Below are 25,690 nucleotides of genomic sequence, written 5' to 3'. Positions count from 1 at the left end.
TATTCCTTCTGCTCATTGCAATGACCATGAGGATAATGAAGTTTTACCACAGATAAAAGAATAGCTATATTATAAAAACCAGCCTGAATTTAGGCTGGTTTTGTTTTTTGAATTATAATATCGTTAAAAGCGTCCAGGCCTCATCAATCTTACTTTCCAAAAGTAATTTCTGAGCGTTTCTATGAACATTCTCATCAGCATGAAAATCTCCTGCGGGAAGAATCTCTACATTGGCGAGCATTCCCAGATCATTTCCTGTAAATATTTTGCTGTATTTGATGGAGTCCGGCAAAAGATCAAAACCGATTCCTTTTGTTACCAATGGTTTTGGAACCTCAAAAAGGCTGTTCTCATTGCTTCTTGAATAGAAGTTGCCTCCTAAACGGGCCACCATATCCAGTTTTTGCTGATTCAGGTTTCCGGCTTCGTTCAGATATTCTTCTCTGATATGAATTTTCTGAACTTCACAAATCACAAGATTTCCAGCGCCTCCCTGGTCTCCCAGAGATTTTACTTCCAAAACTTTGCATTCAAAGTTTACCGGGCATTCTTCAATCAGCTTAGGCTGTACCAGATCTGCTTCTTTCATGGTCAGTCCGGATTTGATGAATTCATTCACTCCGGTTTCATACTCAGTAGAAGCCAGAGAAATCTGTTGTACGATTGGGAAATTTACAGTTCCGATAACTACTTCGGGAACTTCCAGAACGTTTTCCAGAGTATGTTTAGTGGTATTGTCACGAACTCTTCTCGATGGTGAAAAAATCAAGATCGGAGGAACCGTACTGAACATATTAAAAAAACTGAATGGTGATAAATTAATAGTTCCGTTTTTATCTATCGTAGAAGCCAAAGCAATAGGACGTGGAGACACGGCGGTCTGCATGATGGTCTGAAGCTGTACGGGGGATAATTCGGAGGGGATTACTGTTTTCATTGTTTATTATTAACCACAAAAGTCACAAAAGTTTTTAAAGTAAAATCAATTGTTTTAAAGTTCAAAAAAGCATATTGTAATATTTATTTACAAAAGTTTCCTGTCCTTCATGATACAAGTTTTTTACATTAAAATTAATTAGAATTCCTTTGGGCTTTTTCATTAAATTAATATAATTTAAAATTTGAGATCGGTGAATATCATTGAACTCAGTGACTGATTTTAATTCGACAACAATTAAATCTTCAACTAGAAAATCACAAAAAAAAGTCACATTTGATTTCCTTTCCTTTATAGACTACAGGAACTTTTAGCTCAGATTGAAAATTAATGTTTCTTAATCTGAACTCTTCTTCCAGACATTTATGATATACACTTTCTAATAAACCGGCGCCTAGAATTTTGTGAACTTCTATGCAGGCGCCGTTTATCTTGTATGTCAGATCAGTTAAATATGACTGTGTAATCATAAAAATCTTTTGTGACTTTTGTGGTTGAAAATATTAAAGTGTTGGAATGATTTTACCGGAAACTTCTCCGAAACCTACTCTTATGCCATCTTTCTCAGACCACGCTTTCATAGTCACCGTATCGTTATCTTCAATGAATTTTCTTTCTTTTCCGTCTTTCAGCTTTAACGGGTTTTGTCCTCTCCAAGTCAGTTCCAGCATAGATCCGAAAGACTTTGGATCACTTCCTGAAATGGTTCCGCTGGCGTATAGATCTCCAACTTCCACATTACATCCGTTGATGGTATGATGGGCCAATTGCTGAGTCATATTCCAGTACATGAATTTATAGTTACTTTCTGAAATCAGGTTTTCTTCACCGTTTTCAGGCTGTAGATACACTTCAAGATTGATATCGTAATTTTTATCACCTTCAAACTGTAAATAGTCTAAAACTGCAGGCTCCTGTTTTGGAGAAGCCGTTCTGAATGGCTCCAGTGCTTCCATAGTGACTACCCATGGAGAGATAGAGGACCCAAAGTTTTTACCTAGGAAAGGTCCCAGCGGAACATATTCCCAAGCCTGAATATCTCTTGCCGACCAGTCATTGAATATCACCATTCCGAAGATGGCCTCTTCAGCATCCTTTGTGGAAATACTTTCGCCCATTTCTGAGTTTCTGTTAAGAATAAAGGCCATTTCCAGTTCAAAATCCAGCTGCTTGCTAGGTCCGAAAAGTGGTTGGTCTGCATCTGCAGGTTTCGTTTGTCCTTTAGGTCGGTTGATATCGGTTCCTGAAACTACGATGGAGGAAGCTCTTCCATGGTATCCTACCGGAAGATGTTTCCAGTTGGGAAGTAAAGCGTTTTCAGGGTCGCGGAACATTTTTCCAACGTTGGTGGCGTGTTCAATGCTGCTGTAAAAGTCTGTGTAATTTGCGATGTGTACAGGCATCATCATTTTTACTTTGTCCAGGTCATAAAATGCATCTGCAATCGTTTTTTCGTCTTTTGACAAAATAGAACCTTCCTGCAAAAGTTCCTGAATTCTGGTACGTGCCGCATTGGTAATTGGCTTTCCAAGTTCGATAAACTCGTTGAGAGTATAGGCTTCAAAAACATTATCTTCCAATCCTTTAATGTCTTCAAAATACCCCAGATCATGGAGAGTGGCAAGATCCACGACCTGATCTCCGATTCTCGTACAGCATCCGATATATTCTTTGTTAAAAACTGTTACTCCGAAAGGAATATTATGTATAGAAAAATCTGAATCCGAAGAATATTCTACAAATGATTTCATAAAGTTTTAGAATTAAATTAAGTTGTAAGATAACAAATCTACAGAAATCTGTTATCCCGATTTGATGTTCGTGGGAATTTATTTATTTTTGGAATAAGAAGCCTCATCTATCCATCTGTCTTTTGTGTTCACATCAATAAGATACAGAATGTCTTTCTGCCTGGTGAGCAGTAATGTTTTGGTCACCGGCATCGGAACTTTTTTGTTTTCAAGTTTATCTGCCCTTAGAGAAACAATGTTTTTTCTTCTGACAATGTCGCCTGTAAAAACGTTGGAACTGCTTTCTCCGGTAGCTTTGTCATCAAAAACTTCTACATAGGTAGCCTGGTTTCCTTTAATAACGATAAAATCTCTTTCTGTATGGTCTTCTGCATCTTTAATGAAGACAAATTTCTTATTGTCAATGTTTTCATTTTCAAGATGTTGATTGATGCCTTTTCTTTCTTCCAGGCGGTTAAGGATCTCATTTAAGGTTCCATACTGAGCACTAAGCCCTAATGTTCCGAAAAAAAACATCCCCATTAAAATTTTTCTCATAATATGTGTTTTTAAAAAAAAGTTTTGTCAGGATGAAAATTCCTGACAAAACTTGTAATGTATTGTAAAATTAAAGATTTCCTCTTCTGTCTTGTTCTCTCTCCAGTGCTTCGAACAATGCTTTGAAGTTTCCGGCACCAAAACTCTGTGCACCGTGTCTTTCAATGATCTCGAAGAACAGGGTAGGACGGTCTTCTACAGGCTTGGTAAAGATCTGAAGCAAGTATCCTTCTTCATCATGATCAATAAGGATGCCTAAGTCCTGTAATTTTTTAAGATCTTCGTCAATATGACCCACTCTTTCAGGAACCATGTCATAATAAGCCTCCGGTGGAGCGGAAAGGAATTCTACCCCACGTTTCTTCAATTCAGTAACAGTGTGGATGATATCCCTTGTAGCAACAGCGATATGCTGTACACCTTCTCCCTCGTAGAAGTCAAGGTATTCTTCAACCTGAGATTTCTTTTTACCTTCTGCCGGTTCGTTGATCGGGAATTTGGCAAATCCGTTTCCGTTTGACATTACTTTAGACATCAATGCAGAATATTCTGTATTGATCTGCTTATCGTCAAAAGAAAGAATGTTGACAAAGCCCATTACTTTTTCATACCATTCCACGGTAGGGATCATTCTGTTCCAGTCTACGTTTCCGACACAGTGGTCTACATATAATAAACCAGCGTCTTCAGGATTGTAAGCACTTTCCCATTTTTCATATCCTGGCATGAAAGCTCCTTTATAATTTTTTCTTTCAATAAACATGTGAATGGTCTCTCCGTAGGTATAAATACCGGACATTCTTACTTCACCTTGCTCGTCTGTTAAAGTCACAGGCTCAAGATATGGTTTTCCACCTCTTTTGGTTGTTTCCTCAAAAGCGGCGTAAGCATCATCTACCCAAAGTGCCAAAATTTTCACTCCATCACCGTGTTTTTTTACGTGTTCGCTGATAGGTGAATCGGATTTAAGCCCCGTTGTTAATACCAATCTTATTTTCCCCTGTTGAAGAACATAAGAGGCGCGGTCTCTTACTCCTGTTTCGGGACCAGCATATGCTAAAGACTGAAAACCGAAAGCGGTTTTGTAATAATGGGCAGCCTGTTTAGCATTTCCTACATAAAACTCAATGTAATCTGTACCGTTGATCGGTAAAAAATTCTCAGCTTGAGCAATTTTTTCGGCAAATGTAAGTGTTGACATATTTCTATTTTTACTTTTATTTAATGGAATGCAAATTACAAAAATCTTATAAATAGCGAAAATATTCAACAGGATTCCTTGAATATACTTAACATAAAGTTAAAGAAGAGTTCATTTAAGTATATTTAAGTTTAATTAAAATGAGATGGGATGTCTACATTTGTTATACAAAGAACAAGTGAAAAAAAAATATTTTCGAAAAAAGGAAGCCGTAGGAGATTCTACGGCTTTTTTATTTATCGGTCTACTTTCCTGTTGAGGATTCCGGCATCCGGATTATAATTATCCCAGATTTTCCATACGTTGTCTATTTTACGGATAAAATAAATTTGTGTATTAAGTTGGTTGACAAAATGTTCTTCTCCGTTTTCACCGACCTTAAACAAAAGATTCCAGAATTCCTGGGTTTCCAATATTTTTTTTTCAGGTTCATCAGTCACAACATGAATATCAAAAACTTCATAATTGGAGCGGTTATTCTTGGTCACCAGGTTGAAATCCCTTTCACATAATTCTTTGCTGAATTGTGAAGTTCTTTCTAAAAATGGAGAGTCATCAAATACCAGTTTTTTAAAGAATTCCGGTTTGTGCTCGGGAAAATGCTTATAAAATTCAAATGCGGTTGCGCAATAATCATACACCATTTTCGTGAGAAACTCCAGATCGTCATCGAGTTCTTTCTCTCTGTTTTTCAACTTAACCGACTGTATGTAGTCGTTTAAATCTTTATATCCAAGGAAAATACATATTTTATCCAGTGTTTTCAGGAACCTGAGATCATTATGGGTTTTATCCTGATAGTCATTTTCAAAAAAACGCTGCAAAGTAACGTGCGATATTGTATTTCCTATTTCAAATTTTTTTCCCCCTTTTAATTCTTCAGAGTCAGACAGTTCATCTTTTATAATTTCGGAAAGAATAATATAATGGCTTCGTTTCCATTCACTCACATTTCCCAAAACAGAATTCCTTACCTTTAAATGCTTTTCAACCTCTTCCCTTATCGAATTATATATAGTCTTCAATTTCCTTATGTTTTAAATGAGTTTATCAAAAACACTGCCAAAATGTTAAATTTTTTTTAAGATTAGTTTTGTTTTTGTTCATATTTTGTTGATTTCACCTATGAAAAAGAAGGATAAGAAAAACTATCACTCAGAATATTTAATGTTTAAATCGTTCATAGGCAGCTCTTTCCAGCATTTCCCTGTCATCAGGGTGTGCGATACTGATCAGTTCCTGAGCTCTCTGACGTAGGTTTTTACCATATAAATAAGCGGTACCATATTCTGTCACAACATAATGAATATGTCCTCTTGTGGTTACCACTCCGGCACCCTGTTTAAGATACGGAACGATTCTGGAGATTCCTTTTTTAGTTCTTGAAGTGATGGCGATGATGGGTTTTCCGTCTTCACTTAAAGCTGCGCCTCTCATAAAGTCCATCTGACCTCCGATTCCACTGTATTGTAGGGTTCCGATGGAATCTGCACATACCTGTCCCGTAAGGTCGATCTCGATAGCAGAATTAATGGCTACCATCTTTTTGTTCCTCATAATATTGATCGGGAAGTTCACATCACTTACGTCTTTAAAATCAAAAACCGTATTGTCATCTACATAATCATAGAGTTTTCTGGTTCCGAAACAAAAACTTGTGATCGTTTTATTATCGTTGTAACCTTTATATTTATTGTTAATAATATCATTTTGAATCAGATCAATGACTCCATCACTCAACATTTCAGTGTGTACGCCGAGGTCTTTGTGATTCGTTAAGCACTTTAAAACAGCATCAGGTATCGTTCCAATCCCCATTTGAAGAGTAGATCTGTCATCAATCAGTTCAGCTACATTTTTACCAACAAGCATTTCAACTTCACCTACCTTTGAACCATAGTCTACGGTAGGAAGTTCCTCTTCATGCCATACCAGCTTATGAATTCTGCTAATGTGGATCATTCCGTCTCCGTGCGTTCTCGGCATCAGAGGATTTACGATAGCCACAATGAGTTTGGCCGTGTCTACTGCTGCTCTTGCTACATCTACAGAGGTTCCAAGGGTACAGAAACCATGCTTGTCCGGTGGAGAAACGGTGACTAAAGCTACATCCAGCGGCAGTATATTTTTTCTGAATAAAATAGGAATTTCACTTAAGAAAACAGGGACGAAATCTCCCCGCTCAGAATTTACCGCATCCCGCACGGGAGTTGATACGAATAGAGAATTAACAAAGAAATTATCTTTGTATTGAGGTTTTGCAATTTCCACATTTCCCTGCTGCGTAATGGAAACCATTTCCACATTTTCCAGACGGTGAGACTGTCTTGCCAGTTCATCAATAAGATAATTCGGAGTACATGCACTTCCGTGGAAAAATACGCGGTTTCCACTTTTTACGGTGTATATGGCTTCTTCTGCACTAATATAATTGTACATAATGGAATTTTTTTTATGAGTGATTTTTTATTCCTGAGAACGGTCTTCCATGGTTTTGTCTGATTCTTCCAGCCATGAAGTTTTATAAGAAGGATCTTCTACTTTTAAAGCTTCTTCCGTGATTTTCAACGGACGGAAAGGGTCCACCATTACGGCGTATTCTTCAGTAAATTTTTTACCGATGCTTCTTTCCATAGCGCCCGGGTGAGGTCCGTGTACGATTCCTCCCGGGTGTAAAGTGAAGTCCATCAGATCGATGTGGTTACGGCTCATAAAATCACCTTCCGTATAGAATAAAACCTCATCAGAATCGATATTGGAGTGATTATACGGGGCAGGAATAGCCATTGGATGATAGTCATACATTCTGGCACAGAAAGAGCACACGACAAAGTTATGACCTTCAAAATTCTGATGTACCGGAGGCGGTTGGTGAATTCTTCCTGTAATTGGTTCAAAGTTCTTGATATTGAATTTGTAAGGATAAAAATATCCGTCCCATCCTACGACATCAAACGGGTGTGTCGCATAGATGAAATCCGTGATCTGGTTTTCTTTTTTTACTTTAATTAAAAATTCTCCTTTTTCATCTTTTGGCTCTTTGAATACAGGGGCAATCATATCTCTTTCGCAGAACGGAGAATGCTCCAGAAGCTGTCCGAATTCATTTCTGTAGCGTTTCGGAGTGTAAATAGGAGAGTGGCTTTCAAGTACGAAAAATACGGTATCATCTGATTTCAGCTCAACCTGGTAGATGGTTCCTCTCGGAATAATAAGATAATCACCGGTTACAAATTCCAGATCTCCTACAAAGGTTTTCAGGATACCAGTTCCGTTGTGAACGTACAAAAGTTCATCGCATTCAGCATTTTTGTAGAAATAATCCATCGACTTTCTGGGTTTTGCCAATCCCATTTTCAGGTCATTGTTCATCAGAAGGATCTTTCTGCTGTCCATGAAATCATCTTCGGGCGTTACATTCATTCCCTTAAACATTCTCGGAGCAATATTTTTTTCTACCGCAATTTTAGGCGTCACATCTTTCGGCTCTCCGATAGATTTGATCTGTGTAGGACGGTGAGTATGATAAAGCAGCGATGAAATTCCATGAAAGCCTTCCGTTCCGAAAAGTTGTTCATAATAAAATTTATCTTCCGGTGATTTGAAAATCGTATGCCTTTTTTGTGGGATGTTTCCCGCCTGATGATATCTCATAGTACTTTTATATCTAGTTTCTCAAATTTAATCATTTTTCGTGAATTCATTCTAACAACATTTGTCATGGTGTTTTGTAATTCAAAAATAATTGTTAGATTTGTCTAACAATTTTAATTTCATGAAGCGAATACTATTTTCTATAACTCTTTTATCTTCTTACTGTTTTTCTCAGGAGACCGATAGTCTGAGTTGGCAGCACCCTGTAGAAAAGGATTCATCTGCAGTTTCCCAACCTAAAGTCAGAATGAGTACCATTGATGATGTGGTTCTTACCGGAACGATAAAACCTTTCAGCAGATCAAAAAGTCCTGTAGCCGTAGAAGTTTACAGCCAGAAATTTTTCCAGAAAAATCCTACTCCCAGTATTTTTGAGGCCATTGCCATGGTAAATGGGGTAAAACCTCAGCTGAACTGCTCGGTATGCAACACCGGAGATATTCACATCAATGGTCTGGAAGGGCCTTACACGATGATTCTGATTGATGGAATGCCTATTGTAAGCTCATTGTCTACGGTCTACGGACTGAGTGGAATTCCTAACAGCCTTGTGGACAGAATTGAAGTGGTTAAAGGTCCGGCTTCTTCTATCTACGGCTCTGAAGCGATGGGTGGGGTGATTAACATTATCACCAAAAATGCGTTGACAGCCCCCAAACTGAGTGTTGACATGATGACGAGCACGTGGAGTGAAAATAATCTTGATGTTTCAACGAAATTTAATATTGGAAAGAATGCGGCGTCTTTGTTAAGTATAAACTATTTCAGCTTTAAAGAAAAAATAGACCAGAACAAAGACAATTTCACAGATGCAGCATTACAAAGCAGAGTTTCAGTATTTAATAAATGGAATTTTCAGCGAAAAGAAAATCGTCAGGCAAGTTTTGCCATGAGGTATCTCTATGAAGACCGTTTTGGTGGAGAAATGCAGTGGAACAGATCTTATCGTGGAAGTGGTGATGTCTATGGTGAGAGTATTTATACCAACAGAGCGGAAGTTTTTGGATTGTATCAATGGCCTTTAAAAGAATATATCGTTACCCAGTTTTCTTACAATTATCATGATCAGAATTCTTTTTATGGTACTAATCCCTATAATGCGCTTCAAAAAGTGGCTTTTGCACAAACGTACTGGAGTAAAAAGCTGGGGAACCATGATTTGACAGGAGGAGTTACTTTCAAACGGACCTTCTATGATGACAATACGCCCGGAACTTTATCGGGAGACGGAATCACCAACGCACCGATGAAATCTCCTATCTGGGGAGCATTTGTTCAGGACCAATGGGAAATCAATGATAAGAATACTCTGTTGGTAGGTTACCGTTTTGATTATGATAAGATCCATCATGAAGTACATTCGCCAAGGTTTGCCTGGAAATTTTCCCCGAATCCTTACCATACGCTGAGGTTCAATTTCGGAACCGGATTCAGAGTAGTCAATCTGTTTACCGAAGATCACGCAGCCTTGACGGGGTCACGGGAAGTAATGATCAAATCTGATTTGAAGCCTGAGAGATCGGTCAATGGAAATTTAAATTACATCTGGAAGATTCCTGTTGGAACCCGTTTGTTACAGCTTGATGCTTCTGCATTTTATACTTATTTCAGCAATAAGATCGTAGGAGATTTTGATACTGATCCGGATAAAATTATTTATGATAATCTCCATGGATACGGAATTTCCAGAGGAGCATCCATGAATGTGGATTTCAATTTCAGCTTTCCTTTGAGCGTCAATGTAGGAGTGACCTATCTCGATGTGTATCAGAAATTTGATGAGGATCATAAAAAATCACAGCAGCTGCATGCGCCGAAGTGGAGCGGGACTTATAATCTCTCGTATAAGTTCACCAATGATTTGACTTTAGATTTTACAGGACAATTCTACGGGCCGATGAGACTTCCGGTATTGCCAAACGACTACCGTCCGGAATATTCGCCGTTTTATTCTTTAGCCAATATTCAGGTTTCAAAAAGTTTCAAATCCGGTTTTGAAGTGTATGGCGGAGTTAAGAATCTCTTCAATTTTACACCGAAAGATCCTTTGATGAGACCTTTTGACCCCTTTGATAAGTATGCAGACGATCCGATAAGTAATCCGAACCATTATACTTTTGACACTGCTTACGGCTACGCACCGATGCAGAGAATCAGAGGTTTTCTGGGGGTAAAATATACTTTGAAATGAAAACTTTTATTTTATTTTTAATGTTAGTGCCTTGTTTTTATCTGTCTCAGATGAAGACAGGCACTTTTTCTGATCTTGAAACATCTATGAAAAAAGATCCGAAACCTGTAATCATCCATTTGTATACGGACTGGTGCTCAGTTTGCAAAATGGAAAAGTCTGCATTGAATAAAGACCAGGAAATTGTTGATCTGATCAATAAAAATTTTTATATGGTGAATTTTGAAGCTGAAAAAACGAAAGATAAAATAAGGTTTCAGGGTCGGGAATTCAGATATCTGCAGAATGGAAACTCAGGAATCCATGAGCTGGCTGTAGCTTTATCTAAAAACAAAAATCAGCCTGTTTATCCTTTGTGGATTGTTCTGGATAAAGATCAGAAACTGGTGTATTATCATGAAGGATTATTGGCACCTGAAACCATGAAGCAGAAACTTCTGGAGATTTCTGCTTTGTAGTTATATCTTTTTGTTGAGATTGATTCACCAAAGGTTCGCAATGACACATGGTTTCCTGCAGATGATACAGATGACACAGATTTTTTACTGTTGTGGAAAATGTATACTCCGGAAAAATCTTTCAATCTTTCAATTCTTCAATTTTTAAATCTGAATTTCCGCATCAATCAGTACAGCGAGCTGAATACACGGCTCATCTGACCGGTTACTCCAGGCATGATTGGTACCTCTTTGAATGACAATATCTCCGGGTTGAAGAAGCGTTTCTCCGTCTTCCATGATCAGATGGAGTTTTCCTGAAAGAATAACAATGTAATCCAGGGTTTGCGTCTGGTGCATCATGGGATGAGGTTCTCCTGCTTTAAATTCAACGCCGAGGTCTTTATCCGGTGGAATAACCACGTAACGGAAATAAGTTCCGTTTTTAGGGGTCTGTGGAAATCCTGTGTTAGGAATTCGGGTTTCAAGGTCCAGTCCTGCCGGCATTTTCTGAGTATTCCAGATATCCGAAATAATCAGGCCCGGAAGATGTTCTACTACATTTTCTGTCTGTTGATCTTCTATAATGGTTGATTTTCCGTTTTTAATTCCTGTGACGATACGTCTGGGTATTGTATTCATAGTTTAATGTTTCATGATGAGTTTATGACCTTGAGTCTGATTGTTTTTAAGTATGGAATGAGCCTTTAAAACCGTGTCCAGAGAAAGATTTCCAATCGTTTTATAATTAGGCGGACTGATGGTTTCGTTCTCAATAAGTCTCGAAAGTTCCTCGAGGCTTCCTTTGTAATAGTGATAGTCTTTATTCATGCTGTAGGAATAATTGGAGATATTCATGATCACGGTTCCTTTGTTGAAAAGGGTTTCGTGGGCATCTTTTGTGACCAGTGCGGTAACATCTGCATACATGCCATTGATTTTTAAAACATCCGCCGTGATTTCAGACATATAATTTCCAACCAGATCAATTCCGAAGTCGAAAAGCTGTTCATTGTTAGCTTTTAAAAGATTTTTGGTGAGGTTTTCCTCTTTATAATTGATGATCTGATCATTTTTTAATCCTAATCCAAGAAGGATCTGTCTGTTTTCTTCACTTCCGACAGTCGCTGTAATTTTCTGAAAATGATTAGCCATTAATAATTTGATGACAAAAGAACCAACGCCACCTGCTGCTCCGGTAACCAGAACAGAATCATCGTGGTTCAGTTTTAAACGGTTAAAAATCTGCACTGCGGTAAGTCCGGCTGATGGAATGCCAGCGGCCTGTTCAAAAGAACTGTTTTTAGGTTTTAAAGCAACAATAACTTCGGGAACAGCAACATATTCAGCGTAAGAACCGTTGCTTCCCATAGATCCACTTCCACAATATACCTCGTCTCCAATATTGAACTGGTGGGCATCTGCACCTTTTTCAACAACAACTCCCGAAATTTCCCGGCCTAAAACAGGTGATTTGAGAAGTTTCCGTTCCAGTTCGTTCTCCATCATCTGATAATCAATAGGGTTAAAACCGCTGGCTTTGATTTGAATTAAAACTTCATGACTTTTCGGTTCAGGTTTTTCTATCTCAGCCTCTCCGAGTTGGAATTTTTCATTTAATACAATGGCTTTCATAAGAGTAATTTGATAGACAAATGTAAAAAGAGAATAGTTTATATTTGCTACCAGTTAACTATTGGTAACTAGTTACCTTAATGAAACTATTATGGCAAAAATCATAGAAAACGGAATAGAAAGAGTAGCCAACTGTACGGAAGAGCTATTTGCTATGCGTGACAGTCTGGATGTTTTGGGAGGAAAATGGAAACTGATGATTATTCGGTATCTCACGAACAGAACAGATCAGCAGATTCATTTCAAAAAGCTGCAACGGGGTATTACCGGAATCTCTGCTAAAATGCTCAGCAAAGAACTGAAAGAACTGGAAATGAATCTTCTCATCACAAGAACAATTCAGGATACAAAACCTATTACTGTAGCTTATGCTGTGACAGAATACGGAAAATCAGTTTTCCCGGTAACGGAAACTCTGGTGAATTGGGGAATTATTCATCGGGAGAAGATCAGGGAGTCGATGGGGTAGTATTGAAAGATTTAAAAATTGAAAGATTTTTTTGCAGTATACATTTTCCACAACAAGAAAAAATCTGTTTTATCCGCATAATGTGTGGGAAATCCAGTGTTATTGCGAACCTTTAGGTAAAGCAATCTCAAATCTATCTTTTTCTGAGATTGCTTCATTCCTTGCAATGACTATCGTATTCAATTTTATCGGAGATATCGGATTTGCGCTTTACATCAGTCGAATTGGAAAGAAATTTGTCCCTTTGCGTTAATGAATAATATTATCTCTGCATAAGATGAGAAAAATTACTCAATACGACCGCAATGATCGCTAATATCGCTGGCAATGCCTGTACGAAAAATATCTTCTTGGTCGCTGAAATAGCACCATAAATTCCCGCAATAGCTACACAACCCAGAAAAAACAGAGCGACATTGGTTTGCCATTTGGGATCTTCAATCAGGAATGACCAGATCAATCCGGCAGCGAGAAAACCATTATAAAGCCCCTGGTTGGCAGCAAGACCTTTGGTGGGCTTAAACATTTCAGCAGGCAATGCCGCTTTAAATACTTCTTTTCCCTTGGTTTCCCAGGCAAACATTTCCATCCATAAGATGTAGAGGTGTTCCAGTGCAACGATGGCAATCAGGATTTTAGCAATAAGTTCCATTATTTAATGTTTTTAAGATTGTAAAACTAAAAAAATAAAGTTAAGTTTGGTTAATCAATTGCAAAGATGGATACTTTTAAGGCGCATTTAAATAAATTTATTACGGTCACTGATGAAGAATATGTTTCTATATTTTCTTTTTTCAGGGAGATCGAAGTGAAAAAAAAACAGAGTCTGATGCTTCAGGGGGAGATCTGCAGATCGATGTTTTTTGTTTCTGCGGGCTGTTTGAGGAAGTTTTTTGTGAATGAGAAAGGAACGGAGCAGACCACAGAATTTGCGATAGAAAACTGGTGGATCACAGATACTTTCGCCTATGAAAGACAGACCCAATCAGATTTTTGTATCCAGGCCGTTGAGCGTTCTACGGTTCTTGTTATTGATCTTCAACAGCAGGAACTTTTGTTGCAGAAACATCTGATCATGGAACGGTATTTCAGAATGATTTATCAAAGGGCTTATGCTGCTTCAGAAAGAAGGATCCGTTATCTCTATGAAATGTCCAGAGAAGAACTGTATGTTCATTTCAGTACTTTATATCCGTGGTTTATCCAGAGAATTCCCCAATATCTGATTGCATCTTTTTTAAATCTTACTCCCGAATACCTGAGTGAAATCAGGGCGAAATTACGATCTTAAACCAGTTTAAGATTTTTATCATCCATAAGTCGGAGATTTGTCATGTTATTAAAAGCCAATATCATGACAGAAAAAAATGTTCATCTTCCACAATTATTTTTAAGACTTGCCATTGCTGTGACCATGCTTTCTGCGGTGGCAGACCGGTTCGGTTTTTGGGGTAAAAATTCTGCCTGGGGAAATTGGGAGAACTTTGAAATTTACACCAGAAAACTTACTTTTTTTCTTCCGGAAGGGTTCAGTGTATTTTCTGCTTATACCGCTACTTTTTTCGAAATACTTTTTCCTTTGATGTTGCTTCTGGGCTGGAAAACCAGGATTGGAGCGTACGGATCAGGGTTTCTTCTGCTGGTCTTTGCTTTGTCTATGACTTTGGCTTTAGGAATTAAGGCTCCTCTGGATTATTCTGTCTGGGTAGGAAGTGCCGGAGCATTTTTACTGGCTGTTCAGCCGAAATATTTTTTTAGTATCGATCATTTAACCAATAAATAATACTATTATGAGTGCAAGATTAAATATTGCCACTGTAGATTCAGCTGCTTACAAAGCAATGATGGGATTAGAAGGATACCTTCAGACGATTTCATTAACCCCTATTCAAAAAGAATTAATCAAGATCAGAGCTTCACAAATCAATAAATGTGCTTTCTGTCTTGATATGCATACCCAGGATGCTCTGAAATATGGAGAAACAACACAGAGAATTTTCATTCTTGAAGGATGGAGGGAAGCAAAAGAGCTGTTCAGCGAAGAAGAACAGGTGCTTTTAGCGATGACAGAAGAGATTACGCTGATCAGCCATAACGGTCTTTCAGAAGAAACCTTTCAAAAGGCAAAACAGTATTTTGATGATGCACAGATTGCACAGATCATCATGGCGATTGTCACCATCAATGCATGGAACAGAATTGCAGTAAGTACGCACTTACCGATTGCCAAGTAATTTTCTGTTAAAGTTATTGACTAAAAATAGCCCTCATTTTGAAGGCTATTTTGTCTATGCATGTTGTTTCACCTGGTTTTCAATGACCAATCATCTGATATTAAAGTTGTGACAATTCAGCAGTAATGAAGTTCAATTCATCCTTTGAAAGATCAATATCCATTGCTTTGGCATTTTCAATTGCCTGCTGTGCATTTCTGGCTCCTGCCAAAACTACTGTAATCGCCGGCTGCAAAGTTGTCCATCTCAATACCAGCTGTGAAAGGGAAGCTCCTTTTTCCTGGGCAACAGGCTCTATTTTTTCTAAGAAATTTTTTACTTTATTTAAATCAAACTGAGAAAAATAACCGTTTCTGTGATCATTTTCTTTTAATTGATCTTCTTTGAAATATTTACCGGTTAAAAGACCTCTTTCCATGGGACTGTAAATGATAATTCCTGAATTATTTTCCAAAGAATAAGGAACGAGATCATTTTCAATACTACGATTCAGCATGCTGTAAGAAACCTGATTGCTGGCTAAGTTCATCGTTCTGTTTCCTTCCTGCATCTGTGGAACTGTATAATTACTTACACCCGCTGCAAGAACTTTCCCCTGCTGGATGAGAAGTTCCATCGCTTCCATCGTTTCGCTGATAGGAGTGGTGCTGTCAGGCCAGTGCAGCTGTAAAAGATCGATATAATCGGTTCCCAGTCTTTTTAAACTTTCTTCCACTTCTTTGATGATGTTAGCTTTCGAAGCATATTTATAGACAGGAAATGTTTTGCCTTCATCTTCTGCATCGAAGAAAAATTCACCTTTTCCGTTATTGCTGCCGTCCCATACCAAACCGAATTTGGTTAATAACTGAATTTTGGAACGGTCTTTTCCTTTAATCGCTTCTCCGATCATTTCTTCACTGAGTCCGAAACCATAAAAAGGTGCCGTATCAATAGAAGTTACCCCGTGATCTAAAGAAGCATGAATTGAATTGATGGAATCCTGTTTTGCATTCCCGCCCCACATATTTCCTCCGATAGCAAATGCCCCGTAAGTAATTGCAGAGAGTTCCAGTTCCGTATTTCCTAATTTTCTGTATTCCATTTTTTGATTATTTATTTAGTATTTTAAACCGCAAAAGACATTGTTTTTTGAACTACTCCGAACCACCTCGTCAAAAATTCTTCGAATTTTCGCCACGCCTCCAAGGGAGGGGAATTCTGGGGCGACAAATTTTTGTCATTATTAAAATCAAAGATTTTCACAGAACTTAGGAGGTATTCTTTATACACCAAGTCTTTAAACTTATAATAAACTAAGTGCTAAAAACTTTTGTGCCTTTTGTGGTTAAATAAATTTGATTATTGATTAAGTTCCTTCAATATAGCTTCCCCTACACTTTTTGCAGACTGAGGATTCTGTCCTGTAATGACTCTATGGTCGCTTACCACATGATTCTGCCAACGTTCTGATTTTTCAAATTGTGCTCCTCTTTCTTTCAGTTGATCTTCCAGAAGGAAAGGAACGACATTCGTTAATTGTACTTCAGCTTCTTCCTCATTGGTGAAGGCATTGATCTTTTTGCCATCTACCAGATATTTTCCGTTGTTCAGCTTAATATTGACAAGACCTGCCGGACCATGACATACCGCTGCTACAATACCTCCGTTTTCATACACTTTTGAAGCGATGTCTGCCAATTCAGTATTGTCTGCGAAATCCCACATCGCACCATGACCTCCGGCGTAGAAGATCGCGCTGTAATGATTTGGATTTACCTGAGAAGGCTGTAAAGAATGATCGATTTTGTTTTTGTATTCTTTATTTTCCCAGAACTCTTTGTTCACAGGATCTTTTAAGTCGAATCCGTCTACTGGTGGTGTTCCGCCTTTCGGGCTTACAAAATCAATTTCATATCCTGCTTTGTGAAGAACTTCCCACGGATGGGAAACTTCACCCAGATAATATCCGGTATCTTCACCTGTGTTTCCTTTTTTATCATGACTGGTCACGACAAATAAAATTTTCTTTTTCATACGGTTAGATTTTTGGTTTTGTGCCTGAATAAATCCTATGGTAAATAAGGTTAATAATAAAAATGCCAGTTTTTTCATATTAAAGAATGTGGGAGGTATAAATTTGTGGTTTTTCCTGTAATTTTTCGTCAACAATAGCTCCGAAAGCCTGAATGTACGGCTGCTGATTATGCTGAGCCAGTCCTTCTTCACTTTTCCAGATTTCGTAGAAGACAAACTGGTTTTTGTCTTCAATTCCCTGATGAAGGCTATACCGTTCGTTTGCGTCTTCTTTTCTGGTTTCTGATACCATATTCTGAAGAATTTCCAGAACTTCTGCTCTGTATTCTTCTTTGGCTTTGATAATGGCGGTAAGATAAATTTTCATCAGGCTGGTTGTGGTTTTAATTCCTGTGCAAAAACACGTTCAAGATGCTCTCTGTAAAGTTTCATATCACGCTCTATATTGGCGTTTTTTTCTACGTCATGAAAGTGAAAACTATCCATTTTTTCTAGAGAAACAAAGGCGTTCATTCTATGAAAACCAAATAAAGGTCCGTTATCTACGCTGGTTTCATTGAAGAATTCTCCGGGAAGTGTAAATGCTGTTTCGGGAGCGTTCCAGCTGGTAGTGACCATATATTTCCTTCCGCCCAGCATTCCTCCGGTGCCGTAGTTGATTTCCGGATTTTCTGCATTTCTTCCGTCACTCATATAAATTCCTTTGGCGTGTCCGGCTGTGAAAACCTCATCAATATATTTCTTAAAGCCATTTGGAAGCTGAAACCACCAGATCGGTGTATGGTAGATGATAACATCTGCCCAAACAAACTTTTTCACCTCTTCATCTTTGTCGAAGCCTTCTGAAACCTGTGTTGTCTTTACTTCTATATTGCCGATTTTTTTAAGTACTTCCAGTGTATTTTCAGCGATCGTATTATTATATTTCCCTCCGGAATGTCCGAAATTTTGTCCTCCGTTGATGATCAATACTTTTTTCATTTTATGATTGTTTAAATTTTATGATGCAAAGTTAGTTGGCTGTGATGTATAATAAAAATAGCATAAATAATAACTTATTATCAGAATAATGATAGTTTTGATTTTATCATTGATGTGAAATATCATACGCATCAGTGGTCATATTGTGAGAGTTCTCCTGTAAATTTGTTTCAGTCAATTGAATGAATATGATACAAATTGCGATTTTTAGTGATGTGCATGGAAATCTTCCTGCACTGAATGCAGTGCTTGAAGATATAGAGAGGAGAGGAATCCGACAGAAGTTTTGCCTTGGAGATCTGGTGGATTTTGCTCCATGGGGGAATGAAGTCATCGAAAAAATAAGAGATTTAAATGTTCCCTGTCTGATGGGAAACCACGACGAAAGAATTGCTTTTGATATTCCTATTTTTCCGTTATCCAAGCATTCAGAAGAAGAAACCAACGCAAGATTCATTGCGATTGATCATTCTAAAAGGAGTATGACAGAAGAAAATAAAAAGTTTTTATCGCAACTTCCTTTTCATTTAAAATTAAACTATAAAATAGGGAATAGGCACTGGAATATTCAACTTATCCATTCCAGTCTGTCCAGTAATGATACGTATCTGTACGAGGCCGAAGATGATGAGGTTTTTGTGAATATGCTGGAAGAATCTCAATCCGATATCGTTGTGATGGGACACACGCATTTGTCATTCAAAAAGTCTTTTGAAAATAAAAAATGGGCAGTCAATTGCGGTTCTGCGGGGCGGTCCAAGGAAGAAAACCGGTTGGCTTCCTATGTGATCCTAACGATGAGCCAGGAAGAGATTATTCCTGAGATTGTTCAGATAGATTATCCCATTGAGCAAGCCGTTCGTGGCATTGAAGAAAGTGACATTCCCAACTATTATGCTTCTTTTTTAAGAAATGAAAAGATTTCCATAGTCTAAAATGATTTCATTTATCTTACTTGTAAATCAATAAGCGGAGTTTTTTAATGGGTGTAAATATTTGATTTTTAACCTTTTGTAATTATTCGTACTTCTGTTTGTAAATGGTCGAACGTATTTTATTCGTAAAATGCGTTCGACTTTTTTTATTGAGACTTTTTTGAAAATTCTCCGAAGCATATTTGCATAAGATTATTAACGTCACATTAAAATTTAGAAATCATGAAAAAGACCAACCTCTTTATTTTTTTACTCCTATCCGTATTTTCTTTAGCACAGGTACAGAAAATAAAAATTGATACGATTATCACACCGGAAATTGGAGGGATCAAACAAGCGATAGAAATTAAAACAGATGATTCCGGTAAACCGATACTTCTCTTTTTATCTGGTGGTCCCGGAAGCTCCATGATGAAAAATGCGGACTCTTTTACCGGTATTTTAAAAAACAAATTTACTATTGTCCAATGGGATCAGAGAGATGCAGGGAAAACTTTGGAACTGAATCCTTCGCCAGTACAACCATCCGTTGACTTAATGGGAAAAGATACCTACGAAGTAATTCAGATTCTTAGAAAGCAGTTGAAGCAGAAAAAAATATATTTATTAGGAAGTTCATGGGGAAATGCTTTAGGATTTTATATTGTTAGAAATCATCCGGAGCTCTTACATGCTTATTTTGCGGTCAATCCTGTGATCAGCCAGCTAAAGAGTGAAAAAGAATTGCTCAAAACGTTGCAAACTCACTTTAAAGAAGATGCTGTTGCCACCAGAGAACTGGCGAGTGTACATATTCCATTTACCAATGACGAAGACCTGTTTTACCTTAGAAAATGGCTTTTTTATAAAGATGGTAAAAAATACGTAACCGGTGATGATTTCAAAAAAGGTTTTCTTCAATGGTCTAAAACCTGGTCACCAGCCTGGAACGAAGTCATGAAAATTGATCTGCCAAAAACCTTGAAAAAAGTAGAGTGCCCGATTTATTTTTTCGTAGGTAAAAACGATGTTCAAACTTCTACTGCCATTACAAAAGGATATTTTGAGCAGGTAAAAGCTCCGAAGAAAGATCTGTTCTTGTTTGAAAATTCAGGACATCAGATCCATAAAGATGAACCGGAATTATTTCAAAACAGAATCATCAAAACATTAGATTATTAATTCAGACCAAAACTTAGAAACCATGAAGAAAACAATCCTTTTTACCCTGTCATTAATGTCGGTATTTTGTTTAGGGCAAAAGTCAGTAAAAGAAAAGATGAACCTTAAATCTATAGTGGACCATGCTGCTCAGAAAATGGTTGAAAAACCATTGATCAATGCGGTATCGATTGGAATCGTTTACCAGGGGCAGCAATACATTGGGCATTATGGTGAATTGGAAAAAGGAAAATCCAACCTGCCGAATAATGAAACCATCTATGAGATCGGTTCCCTGGGTAAAACTTTAACCGGAACATTAGTGGCGAAAGCTGTTTTGGATAAAAAATTAAAGCTTGAAGACCCTGTTCAGAAATATTTATCTGAAGATTATCCTAACCTGGTTTTCAATGGTCATCCCGTTCTTATAAAGGATTTGGTGACTCATACAAGTGGCTTACCTAAAATGCTTCCTTTGGAAGCAAATGCGGTACTGAATGATTTCACTAATGAAAAAGCATCTGAGAATACCAATAACATATTGAAAAACTACAAACAAAAAGATTTTTTAAGAGACCTGCACACCGTAAAACTTGATGCAGTACCGGGACATCAATTTTCATATTCAAATGCCGGCATTGAACTTTTAAGTGCTGTTTTGGAAAAAGTATATCATAAAAATTTTGAAGTTTTATTAAAAGAATATTTTGCTGATAACCTTCAAATGAAGCATACGAAGATTAATTTATCAAAAAAAGAAGAAGCCCATCTTGCCGTAGGATATCATTGTGATTATAATGCCATAGCTCCTGAATTAATGTCATCACTTTGGGGGTCATCAGGTAACGTGAAAACAACGCTTCCGGACATGATGGAATACATAAAGTATCAATTAAAAAATACTCCTGAAATAGCAGAATCGCATAAGCCTTTGGTTAAAATTGATGATACGTTCAGTTCAGGATATACGTGGAGAGTCATTACGGATGAAAAATTGGGAACTTTGTATAAGCATCATGGCGGCGTATTTCGTGCACAATGCTTTATCTACATCATACCAAAATATAATCTTGGCGTTTTTATTATAACCAACCAAAGTGGCGTAAATACAGCAAAGGATATGCAGAGTGTACTCGATGAAATATTTGGAAGCATATCATTATAATAATTATTCCGTAACTTTGTATCAGAATATTAATAATTAAAGTTATGGTCAATCTAGAATGGTACCGCACTTTTAAAGCGATATACAAAACCGGAACCCTCACGGGTGCTGCAGATTCACTGTTCATTTCGCAACCCGGAGTAAGTCTTCACTTAAGTTCACTGGAAGCTTATGTAGGCTATAAATTATTTGACAGGACCGGTAGGAAAATGATGCCCACGGAAAGAGGAAAGGTTTTATTCAATGCCGTTTCCGAGCCACTTTCCAAGCTGGAAGATGTAGAGAAAAATTTCCAAAAATCCACAGAAAAACTGACCCCGACCATCAGTGTGGGAATGTGTTTTGAAACATTTCAGACGACTTTGGAACAATATGTTTCCACATTACCTTTTAACCTGATCATCAGCTTCGGACAGTATCCGGAAATGCTGGACCAGCTGGATAAAGGGATTCTGGATCTGATTATTACCCCGAAAAAAGGAGCTTCTCCCAATATTGAACATGAAGCATTTTCTTCTGAACAGATTATTCTGGTTGGCGGAAAAAATGTAGATACGGAGAGTTTTCAAAAAATTGTTACAACTAAAGGAACAGAGCATATTGAGGATTGGCTGAAACAGGAAAAATGGTATGGAACCACTGGCGATATGGAACACCTGTTTCAGTTCTGGATCATGAACTTCGGACATAAACCGAATTTCCGGCCTAATTATATTGTTCCGAATCTAAACTCCATCATTCGTTGTCTGAAAGGCGGAACCGGACTTGCCGTGGTTCCGGATTTTCTCTGTAAAAATGAAATAGAGAACGGAGACCTGAAACTGATTTGGGAAGGTGAGAAAAAACTTGAAAATACCCTTTATTTTGGCTGTAGAAAAAAAACAAATTATCAGTCTGAGATTGATCATATCAAAGGATTATTCCGAAAGGTTATGAGCAAGAATGACCATGTCGCGCATTTGTAATCCGTTTTCATAAATAGGGACTGTGTAATTTTCTATAAAAAAATTTTTACGCACTCCCTTTTTGAGGAAACCGTTCTTTTCATAGAATTTAATCTGCTGGAATCCTGTGTCAGAAGTTCCTACAGTCAAAATTGTATAGCCGTTTTCTTTGGCAATTTCTTTAGTTTTATCAATAAGAACACTCCCGATTCCCTGGCTTCTATAACTTCCAATGACTGCCATGTTTTTGATCTCCAGTTCGGTACTGCTGTTTTGGTACAATGCCATCACAGCAATATCCTGAATAGCATCGGATAAAAGATAAATATCGGAGTCAAAAATATATTGATTGATCGCCTCAATGGTTTCATCAGCGAGAAGAAGTAACTGATAAGGAATATCTGAATCCGGGTCCATCTTTTTTAAAGTGAACTTTTCCATGCTACAGACTCATATGAATGATAGGGTAGTCTTTCCCTGAACCGTCTTTTTCTGATCTTCCGGTTTGTCTGAACCCCATTTTTTCATAAAACCCAATGGCCTGAGGATTCTGTTCATTGACATCTACTTTTGTCAAACCTGTTGTATCCTTCATAAATTTATATAAAGTTCTGCCCAATCCTTTTCCCCGTACATCATTATGGATGAAAAGCATCTCCAGATGACCTTCAGCTACAGCCGCAAAACCTTCAGCAATCCCGTTTTCCATAATTAAATACACTTCCAGATCAGGAAGATAATCTTGTGGAATTACTTTTTTGAAATAGATGAAATCTTCTTCAGCGAGGAAATGATGAGTGGCCTTTACTGCAGATTCCCAGATCTCCATAATTCTAGGATAATCTTCAGCCAGCGCCAATCGGATGGGGTGTGACATTATTTTGAGGTTTCTGCAAAAATAGGAAAAATTTGATTTTATAAACAAGAAGTTAGAGGTTAGAAAGATGTATATTTTAGACAATTAGCAATTCCCCTTCTTTGAAATGGTGGATTTTTGCGAAGCAAAAAGACGGGTAGTAAAAAACACTTACCAACAGTATCTGAATCTTTGAAAACAGTAAAAATGGTAAGTACAAATGCCATTTTTTTATCGCAAATTTGTTAGGCTATACAATAATATTAAAATTGAAATTAAAAAATTATGCAAAAGAAAACATATACAGGGCAGCCTGTAGTGACATTAAATAACGGAGTGGACATTCCGGCTTTAGGATTTGGAGTCTGGCAGATGGAAAACCTGAATGAATGTGAAAGAGCAGTAGTAAAAGCGATTCAGACAGGATACAGAATGATCGATACCGCTGCTATTTATCAGAATGAAACAGCAGTAGGCCAGGCCGTGAAAGACAGTGGAGTGAGCAGAGATGAGCTTTTTATCACGTCAAAAGTATGGGTTCAGGACCACGGCTACGAACAGACAAAGAAGGCATTTCTGAAAACACTGGAAAGACTGCAGATGAGTTATCTGGATATGTACCTGATCCATTGGCCTTACGGGGATTTCCTTGGGAGCTGGAAAGCTTTGGAAGAGCTTTACACTGAAGGAAAGATCAAAGCGATCGGGGTTTGTAATTTTACGGTAGAGAAATTAGAAGAATTAAAAGCGAATACACCGGTACTTCCGGTGATCAACCAGATCGAACTGCACCCTGTTTTTCAGCAGAAAGAACTTCAGGTGTACAACAAAGAAAATAATATCATCACCCAGCCATGGAGCCCGCTTGGAAACGGAAATGCAGATCTTCTGAACAATTCCCAGTTAAAATCAATTGCTGCAAAATATAATAAAACAGTAGCTCAGGTCATTTTAAGATGGCATCTTCAGGAAGGATTTGTTGTGATTCCAAAATCGGTGACGCCTTCCAGAATTGAAGAAAATTTCAATGTTTTTGATTTTGAACTGGGTGAAGAGGAAATGAATGCTGTTCGCTCATTAGATACAGGAAAAAGGTTGTTTTTCGATCCCAAAGATCCTGAATGGGAAGAGAAAATGCTTAAAGTTGTAGCAGATATTTAAGAGTATATCTTCATATTTTTCTCCTGTAGATTAAACGGCTCTGACAGATTTTTAATACAATTATCTGTTCAATAAGTTTAATCTGCAGGAGATTTTTTTTAATTTTAAATAAAATAATTGTTATGTTTTGGCCGGACACCATCAGTAAAATTTTGCAAATAAAATATCCCGTAATTCAAGCGCCTATGTTTGGAGTAAGTACACCTCAGATGGCTGCAGCCGCTGCAAAAGCAGGGGCCTTGGGATCCCTTGCATTAGCCGATCTTTCAGGGGATCAGTCCGTAAAACTTATCAGGAAGACCAAAGAAATGACTGATCAACCCTTTGCTGTCAATATTTTTGCTCATCATATTCCTGAAATAACTGATGCTTTGAAAGAACAATATGCTAAAGCCAAACAATTGATAACAAAGCTGGCAAAAGATAATAATATGGAAGTTACGCTTCCGGATCTTCAAGATATTAAGGTAAACAGTTATCATGAACAGATAGATGCGATAATTGAAGAAGGATGTAAAATTCTCAGTTTTACTTTTGGAAATCTGGATGATCAAAGCATTCAAAAACTGAAAGAAAAAGGAGTAATTCTTATCGGCACCTGTACTTCTGTGGAAGAAGCATTGGATTTGGAGAAATCGGGAATTGATCTGATTTGTGTACAGGGAATTGAAGCAGGCGGACACAGAGGAACTTTTGATGCTGAACATATTCCGCTTATCGGTGGAATAGCTTTACTGTCTGAGGTGTATGATCAGGTTAAAATTCCACTCATCTATGCCGGAGGAATATATAATGGAAAGACTTTAAAAGCAGCAAAAGAACTTGGGGCTCAGGGATTTCAGGTTGGAAGTATTCTTCTTGCATCGCAGGAAAGTGGATTGCAGCCATTTGAAAAAGAAAGACTTAAGAATGTAACCGAAAAAGAAATTGTCCTGACAAGAAGCTTTTCGGGACGTTTTGCCAGAGGAATTACAAATAAATACATCCAGACTCTTGAAAATTCAGACTTTATTTTGCCATATCCTTATCAAAATAAGCTGACCGGTGAACTTAGACGGGTTTCTAAAGCCTTGAATAACGCAGATTTTGTAAGTATTTGGGTGGGGCAGTCCATCCATAATTACAGCAGTCTTTCGACAGAGGATATTCTTAAAAATCTTATTCTTGAGGTAGAATAACTCTTCTTTCCCGTTGTTGACTTTTAGGTCTAAGCAATTTCATTTGATGGCATGAAGACGAGTATGAGCTATTAAGATAATAAAGAACCAGGAACAAAAAAAAATAAAAAATCCTGTTAAGTATAATCTTAGCAGCCTACTTTAAGTATACAGGTGTATTACTTATTTATATTGAGGGTATTACACTCGTGAGTATTCATGAGTGCGCTTTTTATTTATACTTAAAGTCAATAAGAATATCTTTGCCGTCTTATTAAATCTTACCTAA

At 37.6% G+C, this 25,690-nt stretch carries 30 protein-coding genes; 12 read left to right on the top strand and 18 right to left on the bottom strand.

What is annotated here, in order from left to right; genetic code table 11:
* Positions 1-112 precede the first annotated feature (112 nt).
* The 9 genes from EG346_RS00755 to EG346_RS00720 all read right to left on the bottom strand — a co-directional run bounded on the left by EG346_RS00755 (position 113) and on the right by EG346_RS00720 (position 8,080).
* Positions 113-937, bottom strand: a complete 825-nt coding sequence (locus tag EG346_RS00755; RefSeq protein WP_123876677.1) for a flavin reductase family protein — start codon at positions 935-937, stop codon at positions 113-115.
* Between the two features lie 61 nt (positions 938-998).
* Entirely contained in the window at positions 999-1,211 is a 213-nt protein-coding gene (locus EG346_RS25280) for a GxxExxY protein (RefSeq protein WP_262511625.1), read from the bottom strand.
* A complete protein-coding gene (locus EG346_RS25275) occupies positions 1,195-1,407 on the bottom strand; it encodes a GxxExxY protein (RefSeq protein ID WP_262511624.1) in 213 nt (70 codons plus the stop codon). Before EG346_RS25275 ends, EG346_RS25280 begins: the two co-directional genes overlap by 17 nt.
* A 33-nt stretch (positions 1,408-1,440) precedes the next feature.
* Complete coding sequence (fahA, locus tag EG346_RS00745) at positions 1,441-2,688, bottom strand: fumarylacetoacetase (RefSeq protein WP_123876676.1); 1,248 nt, start codon at positions 2,686-2,688, stop codon at positions 1,441-1,443.
* 78 nt (positions 2,689-2,766) lie between these two features.
* Positions 2,767-3,225: a hypothetical protein gene (locus tag EG346_RS00740; RefSeq protein ID WP_073333534.1), complete on the bottom strand. Its 459-nt coding sequence runs from the start codon at positions 3,223-3,225 to the stop codon at positions 2,767-2,769.
* 70 nt (positions 3,226-3,295) lie between these two features.
* Positions 3,296-4,426 (bottom strand): 4-hydroxyphenylpyruvate dioxygenase, encoded by a 1,131-nt coding sequence (gene hppD / locus EG346_RS00735; RefSeq protein WP_073333537.1) that lies wholly within the window; start codon positions 4,424-4,426, stop codon positions 3,296-3,298.
* A gap of 236 nt (positions 4,427-4,662) precedes the next feature.
* Positions 4,663-5,451 (bottom strand): hypothetical protein, encoded by a 789-nt coding sequence (locus tag EG346_RS00730; RefSeq protein WP_123876675.1) that lies wholly within the window; start codon positions 5,449-5,451, stop codon positions 4,663-4,665.
* Positions 5,452-5,590: 139 nt separating this feature from the next.
* Positions 5,591-6,865 carry an acetyl-CoA hydrolase/transferase family protein gene (locus EG346_RS00725; protein WP_123876674.1) on the bottom strand — a complete coding sequence of 425 codons (1,275 nt, stop codon included), beginning with the start codon at positions 6,863-6,865 and terminating at the stop codon, positions 5,591-5,593.
* 27 nt (positions 6,866-6,892) lie between these two features.
* The gene (locus EG346_RS00720) at positions 6,893-8,080 is read right to left on the bottom strand and encodes a homogentisate 1,2-dioxygenase (protein WP_073333542.1); all 1,188 of its coding nucleotides are present in this window, start codon (positions 8,078-8,080) and stop codon (positions 6,893-6,895) included.
* A 121-nt stretch (positions 8,081-8,201) separates the two neighbouring features.
* On the opposite strand from EG346_RS00720, the gene EG346_RS00715 reads away from it, so the two are divergent.
* Both EG346_RS00715 and EG346_RS00710 read left to right on the top strand, forming a co-directional pair.
* Positions 8,202-10,271, top strand: coding sequence for a TonB-dependent receptor plug domain-containing protein (locus tag EG346_RS00715; RefSeq protein WP_123876673.1), 2,070 nt, complete (start codon positions 8,202-8,204; stop codon positions 10,269-10,271).
* A complete protein-coding gene (locus tag EG346_RS00710; protein WP_123876672.1) occupies positions 10,268-10,729 on the top strand; it encodes a thioredoxin family protein in 462 nt (153 codons plus the stop codon). The genes EG346_RS00715 and EG346_RS00710 overlap by 4 nt, the downstream gene beginning before the upstream one ends.
* A 144-nt stretch (positions 10,730-10,873) precedes the next feature.
* On the opposite strand, the gene EG346_RS00705 is transcribed toward EG346_RS00710, so the two are convergent.
* Positions 10,874-11,350, bottom strand: coding sequence for a cupin domain-containing protein (locus tag EG346_RS00705; protein ID WP_123876671.1), 477 nt, complete (start codon positions 11,348-11,350; stop codon positions 10,874-10,876).
* A gap of 3 nt (positions 11,351-11,353) precedes the next feature.
* Positions 11,354-12,343 carry an NADP-dependent oxidoreductase gene (locus EG346_RS00700; protein WP_123876670.1) on the bottom strand — a complete coding sequence of 330 codons (990 nt, stop codon included), beginning with the start codon at positions 12,341-12,343 and terminating at the stop codon, positions 11,354-11,356.
* 91 nt (positions 12,344-12,434) lie between these two features.
* Here EG346_RS00700 and EG346_RS00695 point away from each other — a divergent pair, with 91 nt between their 5' ends.
* On the top strand, positions 12,435-12,812 hold the full coding sequence (locus EG346_RS00695; protein ID WP_123876669.1) for a winged helix-turn-helix transcriptional regulator: 378 nt from the start codon (positions 12,435-12,437) through the stop codon (positions 12,810-12,812).
* A 262-nt stretch (positions 12,813-13,074) separates the two neighbouring features.
* Here EG346_RS00695 and EG346_RS00690 read toward each other — a convergent pair whose 3' ends face one another.
* Complete coding sequence (locus tag EG346_RS00690; protein ID WP_073333554.1) at positions 13,075-13,464, bottom strand: DUF1304 domain-containing protein; 390 nt, start codon at positions 13,462-13,464, stop codon at positions 13,075-13,077.
* 66 nt (positions 13,465-13,530) lie between these two features.
* Between EG346_RS00690 and EG346_RS00685 the strand changes: the two genes are divergently transcribed.
* From EG346_RS00685 to EG346_RS00675, 3 genes are all read left to right on the top strand, one after another.
* The gene (locus EG346_RS00685) at positions 13,531-14,103 is read left to right on the top strand and encodes a Crp/Fnr family transcriptional regulator (protein WP_073333557.1); all 573 of its coding nucleotides are present in this window, start codon (positions 13,531-13,533) and stop codon (positions 14,101-14,103) included.
* A gap of 63 nt (positions 14,104-14,166) precedes the next feature.
* The gene (locus EG346_RS00680; RefSeq protein ID WP_228426468.1) at positions 14,167-14,595 is read left to right on the top strand and encodes a DoxX family membrane protein; all 429 of its coding nucleotides are present in this window, start codon (positions 14,167-14,169) and stop codon (positions 14,593-14,595) included.
* 7 nt (positions 14,596-14,602) lie between these two features.
* A complete protein-coding gene (locus tag EG346_RS00675) occupies positions 14,603-15,046 on the top strand; it encodes a carboxymuconolactone decarboxylase family protein (protein WP_073333559.1) in 444 nt (147 codons plus the stop codon).
* A 100-nt stretch (positions 15,047-15,146) separates the two neighbouring features.
* On the opposite strand, the gene EG346_RS00670 is transcribed toward EG346_RS00675, so the two are convergent.
* The 4 genes from EG346_RS00670 to EG346_RS00655 all read right to left on the bottom strand — a co-directional run bounded on the left by EG346_RS00670 (position 15,147) and on the right by EG346_RS00655 (position 18,043).
* On the bottom strand, positions 15,147-16,130 hold the full coding sequence (locus EG346_RS00670; RefSeq protein WP_123876667.1) for an aldo/keto reductase: 984 nt from the start codon (positions 16,128-16,130) through the stop codon (positions 15,147-15,149).
* Between the two features lie 257 nt (positions 16,131-16,387).
* Positions 16,388-17,062, bottom strand: coding sequence for a type 1 glutamine amidotransferase domain-containing protein (locus tag EG346_RS00665; RefSeq protein ID WP_123876666.1), 675 nt, complete (start codon positions 17,060-17,062; stop codon positions 16,388-16,390).
* Between the two features lie 79 nt (positions 17,063-17,141).
* Positions 17,142-17,429: a putative quinol monooxygenase gene (locus EG346_RS00660; RefSeq protein ID WP_123876665.1), complete on the bottom strand. Its 288-nt coding sequence runs from the start codon at positions 17,427-17,429 to the stop codon at positions 17,142-17,144.
* Positions 17,429-18,043, bottom strand: a complete 615-nt coding sequence (locus EG346_RS00655; RefSeq protein WP_123876664.1) for an NAD(P)H-dependent oxidoreductase — start codon at positions 18,041-18,043, stop codon at positions 17,429-17,431. The genes EG346_RS00660 and EG346_RS00655 overlap by 1 nt, the downstream gene beginning before the upstream one ends.
* Before the next feature lie 188 nt (positions 18,044-18,231).
* On the opposite strand from EG346_RS00655, the gene EG346_RS00650 reads away from it, so the two are divergent.
* The 4 genes from EG346_RS00650 to EG346_RS00635 all read left to right on the top strand — a co-directional run bounded on the left by EG346_RS00650 (position 18,232) and on the right by EG346_RS00635 (position 22,248).
* Positions 18,232-18,978 carry a metallophosphoesterase family protein gene (locus EG346_RS00650; RefSeq protein WP_123876663.1) on the top strand — a complete coding sequence of 249 codons (747 nt, stop codon included), beginning with the start codon at positions 18,232-18,234 and terminating at the stop codon, positions 18,976-18,978.
* Between the two features lie 222 nt (positions 18,979-19,200).
* The gene (locus tag EG346_RS00645; RefSeq protein WP_123876662.1) at positions 19,201-20,139 is read left to right on the top strand and encodes an alpha/beta fold hydrolase; all 939 of its coding nucleotides are present in this window, start codon (positions 19,201-19,203) and stop codon (positions 20,137-20,139) included.
* 22 nt (positions 20,140-20,161) lie between these two features.
* Positions 20,162-21,283 carry a serine hydrolase domain-containing protein gene (locus EG346_RS00640; RefSeq protein ID WP_123876661.1) on the top strand — a complete coding sequence of 374 codons (1,122 nt, stop codon included), beginning with the start codon at positions 20,162-20,164 and terminating at the stop codon, positions 21,281-21,283.
* Between the two features lie 44 nt (positions 21,284-21,327).
* A complete protein-coding gene (locus EG346_RS00635) occupies positions 21,328-22,248 on the top strand; it encodes a LysR family transcriptional regulator (protein ID WP_123876660.1) in 921 nt (306 codons plus the stop codon).
* Here the strand turns inward: EG346_RS00635 and EG346_RS00630 are convergent.
* Together EG346_RS00630 and EG346_RS00625 are read right to left on the bottom strand one after the other, a co-directional pair.
* On the bottom strand, positions 22,201-22,644 hold the full coding sequence (locus tag EG346_RS00630; RefSeq protein ID WP_228426466.1) for a GNAT family N-acetyltransferase: 444 nt from the start codon (positions 22,642-22,644) through the stop codon (positions 22,201-22,203). The genes EG346_RS00635 and EG346_RS00630 overlap by 48 nt on opposite strands.
* 25 nt (positions 22,645-22,669) lie before the next feature.
* On the bottom strand, positions 22,670-23,104 hold the full coding sequence (locus tag EG346_RS00625; protein WP_073333582.1) for a GNAT family N-acetyltransferase: 435 nt from the start codon (positions 23,102-23,104) through the stop codon (positions 22,670-22,672).
* 264 nt (positions 23,105-23,368) lie between these two features.
* Here EG346_RS00625 and EG346_RS00620 point away from each other — a divergent pair, with 264 nt between their 5' ends.
* Positions 23,369-24,244, top strand: a complete 876-nt coding sequence (locus tag EG346_RS00620; protein ID WP_123876658.1) for an aldo/keto reductase — start codon at positions 23,369-23,371, stop codon at positions 24,242-24,244.
* 122 nt (positions 24,245-24,366) lie between these two features.
* A complete protein-coding gene (locus EG346_RS00615; RefSeq protein ID WP_123876657.1) occupies positions 24,367-25,422 on the top strand; it encodes an NAD(P)H-dependent flavin oxidoreductase in 1,056 nt (351 codons plus the stop codon).
* Positions 25,423-25,690: the final 268 nt, after the last annotated feature.

Origin of the sequence: Chryseobacterium carnipullorum, assembly GCF_003815695.1 — a bacterium.
GTDB classification, from domain to species: domain Bacteria; phylum Bacteroidota; class Bacteroidia; order Flavobacteriales; family Weeksellaceae; genus Chryseobacterium; species Chryseobacterium carnipullorum.
The sequence above is the reverse complement of the archived record's forward strand: the minus strand, read 5'-3'. Positions and strand labels throughout refer to the sequence as shown.